Annotated in this window: 3 protein-coding genes and 1 pseudogene; all 4 read right to left on the bottom strand. The window is 63.6% G+C overall.

The features are described 5' to 3' along the window. Nucleotides 1-66: 66 nt before the first annotated feature. A complete protein-coding gene (locus VFG33_RS40680; RefSeq protein ID WP_325058389.1) occupies nt 67-411 on the bottom strand; it encodes a hypothetical protein in 345 nt (114 codons plus the stop codon). 151 nt (nt 412-562) lie between these two features. Beyond that, nucleotides 563-1,279 carry a ZIP family metal transporter gene (locus VFG33_RS40675; RefSeq protein ID WP_325058388.1) on the bottom strand — a complete coding sequence of 239 codons (717 nt, stop codon included), beginning with the start codon at nt 1,277-1,279 and terminating at the stop codon, nt 563-565. Nucleotides 1,280-1,607: 328 nt separating this feature from the next. After that, nucleotides 1,608-2,093: a hypothetical protein gene (locus tag VFG33_RS40670; protein WP_325058387.1), complete on the bottom strand. Its 486-nt coding sequence runs from the start codon at nt 2,091-2,093 to the stop codon at nt 1,608-1,610. A gap of 49 nt (nt 2,094-2,142) precedes the next feature. Then, nucleotides 2,143-2,446: pseudogene (locus tag VFG33_RS40665) on the bottom strand (DUF3105 domain-containing protein); the annotation flags it as partial.

Below are 2,446 nucleotides of genomic sequence, written 5' to 3'. Positions count from 1 at the left end.
CGCGGCGGCGGTATGGGTCCTACGGTCTGGATAGACCGGTGGCAGGTGGTTAGAGGCGCTGAGGGATCAGCAGCGAAAGATCTGCAAACTGATGGGCGTCGGCGGCCGCTGGATGCTTCGCGTCCGGTGGTCGCGGGCCAGCTGGGAATGAACCGTGTCGCTGGGCGCTGTGAGGCCCACCGAGATCGCTTTGTCGGGCGATGCGGGAGCTGGGGACGTCAATTGCAAGGCCGAGATGGGGAGGCCGATCTGCTCAGCGTCGTTCTCCGGTGCGTGTTCAGGAGAGCGGGCCGGTGAGAACTCACGCCACTCGGTCCCATCCAGCCGTTCCGCGGTTCGCTCGATCGAGACGATGGGTGCAGCCGCGGTGTGTGGCAGGGCGTTGTGCAGAAACAGGGCAGACAGCAGCATCGTCGCGATGGCGAGTACTGCGCGTCCCATGGTTCCTTCCCCGTGGAGTGATGCCGCTCTATGGCTAAACGTCACCATCTGCAGGTGAGTTCCCCACACGATGTGACGATCTGCACTAGTTTCGCATGTTTGCACTAGGCAAGGGTTTGGCTCAACCGCCCAGTTCGCCTAGCACATAGATGATCAGGAAGCCCAGGAAGAACATGGCCGATAGCAACGGTGTCTCGGCTTCCTCGTGCGCCTCAACGAGGAGTTCCTCAACAGCGAGATACAACAAGGCCGCGGCGCCAAAGGCCAACCCTGCGGCCAGGATGCTGCCACCGGCTTGTCCGAGTAGGGCGGCGCCACCGACCGCGCCCACCGCTGTCGCTAGGCCGAGGCCAGTGCAGATCGCGACTGCGCGACGGGCGCTGAGGCCGCGATCGGCCAGTTCACCGGCCACCGACACGGTGAGGAACAGAATCTCGAGCGTCAAGGCTATGGTCAGGATGATTCCGGTCTTGGACCCGATGGCCACGCCGAGGCCCACGAGCAGCCCGTCGAGCAGTAGGTCGATGCCGACAGTGACGAGCAAGCCCAACGGCAGGAGCGCAACCCACGCTCGGGACGCCTTGGCGGAGCCTGCTGATGTCGCGGTCCGGGCCTCTAGCTTCCGGCCCATCGCTGCAAGGATCAGCAGCAAGGTAACGCCGGATGCGAAGCCACCAACCGCCGAGCGGAGGTGGCCTTGTTCTCGTAGATCAGGCATGACCTCTCCGACCAACGCCGCGATCACAACGCCAGCCGCGAAATGCTGAACACCACTCACTACTCGAGCACCTGGGCGACGGATCGCGGCGACCGTCGAGCCTGACGCGGCAGCCACCACGGGAAAGGTGACGAGCACGGCCGCCTGCCCGACGACGCTCACGACTGTGACCGCCCGTCGCCGCGACTAGACCTCGTCAGAGCGGTGCCTCTTCTCGCCACATTCACGGCTTCTGTCCTTTCACGGAAACCTCCAGAGCGACACAGTCAGCATTAATTACGCCGCGGTCAACAAGGTAGACCGGGCAGGGCTCAGGTGCGTCCGTACCGGAAGTGCAAAAGCAGGATGGTGAGCCCGGCACCGAGGACGATGCCCACCGGAAGGAAGAACGGGATGCCCAGCCAGCTGCCCATAGGGAACTGTCTGGGACTCGGAGCGCACTGCATCGTCAGTGCGGATCGGCGACGATGAGCTTGGCGACGAGTTTGCCGCTGTCCTGGGTTGCGACCTCGAACGTGCCTTTCGTGTCGGCTGTGAAGATGACGTAGGCGGGGGTGCCTGGCTTCATTTCGACGGTCTTGTCGTAACCGCGAATCTGCAGGGACTCGGCCACATCGCTGATGCCCTCGATCTTGACCCGCTGCCCGACGGAGGCATAGACGGGCAGCGCAGTCGGGTCGACCTTGCCATCAGCGATCCGCACCGAAAGGGTCACCTCGGTGTAGTCCGCCTGCGGTGGTTTAGCGGGCATCGTCTTCTCGGCTGCAGCCGGACTTGCCGGGCTGACCGTCGGTGAGGTTGAAGGGGTGGTAGCTGAGGCCAGTGTCGGGGCCGATTCGCTGCTGGACGCATTGTCACCCGAGCCGCTACAGGCGGTCAGGGCCAGCAGCACCCCAACAGCCGCAATCGTGGAGATCTGTTTGGTGCGGTGCATTCGACGACGATCTTTCTGGGGAGGTGATGGCTTGGAGCCGGTCGGGGGTTCAGCCGGCGTTCGGTTCGGGGGAGTTGGTGGAGGGATACAGATCGGTGAACTCCTTGACTGCGGCGCCGCTGATGTCACCGCAGAACTGCCGGTAGCCTTTCTGAGCGGCCGGCTCGCCGCCACCCCAGTGCGACAAAGCAAAATCTTTCCCCGCCGGCCAGGCCGGCCCGCCGTCACCACTCTTGTATGGTGCGGCGACAAACTTGCCGCTCAGATCGGCTGAACTGTACGTCTTAGCGATCTGCTCGACTGTGTCGATCTTTGCTTTGTCGCTTGCTACCGATTCGCGGTACCACAAGATG

The organism is Kribbella sp. (assembly GCF_035687465.1).
Taxonomy (GTDB): domain Bacteria; phylum Actinomycetota; class Actinomycetes; order Propionibacteriales; family Kribbellaceae; genus Kribbella.
Note: the sequence above shows the minus strand (reverse complement) of the source record. Positions and strands in the feature narration are given on the sequence as shown.